General features: G+C 40.1%; 2 protein-coding genes. One reads left to right on the plus strand and one right to left on the minus strand.

The window, feature by feature from the left end; translation table 11 throughout:
* Window positions 1–554, plus strand: a 554-nt coding sequence (locus J07HQW2_RS01290) for a hypothetical protein (RefSeq protein ID WP_048075063.1), incomplete at its 5' end; no start/stop codon positions are given.
* A gap of 11 nt (window positions 555–565) precedes the next feature.
* Here J07HQW2_RS01290 and J07HQW2_RS01295 read toward each other — a convergent pair.
* Window positions 566–1,120: hypothetical protein (locus tag J07HQW2_RS01295; RefSeq protein WP_048075064.1), on the minus strand; the 555-nt coding region annotated here is incomplete at its 5' end.

The raw sequence follows: 1,120 nt of genomic DNA on the forward strand, positions 1-1,120 counted from the left end.
TTAATATCAAATACCTTATCAATATTGTCTGTTGGGCAGTACTCTGGAATTACTTCGATTCCGTTGTACCCTTCGAACCCGCTTGGTATAGCAGTAATATCATATGGTATCGTGATATTTACTATAACTATTGCACTAGCTACGATAACTTTCGTGATAATGTATCGAGAATAAAAATGGTCCTGAGTACAACTGAACACTGGCCTGATGACCTCTCTGACATCATAGATAAATATGAGAAAGATGAAATTAACAGAGGAAATCTCAGGGATATCAAGCGGGAGTTAAAATACCACTACTACTATATCCACGAACACGCATACAATGAATTCTCTGATGGCAAATCCGGAGAAACAATATATTCTGCGATAGATATGGTGGGAGAATTCGCATACGAAGAATACCCGGATATACAGCTGAAGCTCGACGAAATGAGCAAGCAACAATCTAAGTGGTGTAAAAAATATATCGGTTTGAAAGTATTGAACAATGGTCGTGGACGTATCACTGCCTACCTCCTCACGAGACTCAGAAAACTAACCCCAATCCGATAGAAACAGCTCAATTAAACAGACAGAATATCCTTTACTGATAAAAGATATAATTTCTGAGAATTTTCACGTTCTTCTTCAAACTCTTCAGAACCTTCCTCATCAAACCGTTCGGAGTACCTTTGTCTAACCTTGCTGATAGGGATCGGGTCCTCATCATACTCACTTAGTTCATCCATCAGTGGATCCCAAGCTTGTTCCAAGATTTCTTCGGATAGTCGATCGGCTTCATCTGCTAGCTCTTGATAGCCCTCTTGTCTTGAATGAACCATTCCCTCCAGCAGATCTAACGCGTCTCTGGAATTGAGACTGTCTTTATTCTTATAATTCTGTAGAACGGTCTCGTAACCAAGCCTGGATAAGTCTCCATCCAATTTCTGGCTGAATCTTAGGAGGTTCTCAATCTTCTCGTAGCCTAATACCTCCCCATCGGTTACCTGTGTATTAGCCGAATTAACAAAGCTTCTCAACGCTCCTTCTACCTCTATTATTTCAATAGAATTTTGTTCGACAAATTTTATAAGACTTGGAAGTTCCCCAGATAGAGAGTTTCCGCAGCACCAAGTCAA

Source organism: Haloquadratum walsbyi J07HQW2, from assembly GCF_000415985.1.
Classification (GTDB): domain Archaea; phylum Halobacteriota; class Halobacteria; order Halobacteriales; family Haloferacaceae; genus Haloquadratum; species Haloquadratum walsbyi_B.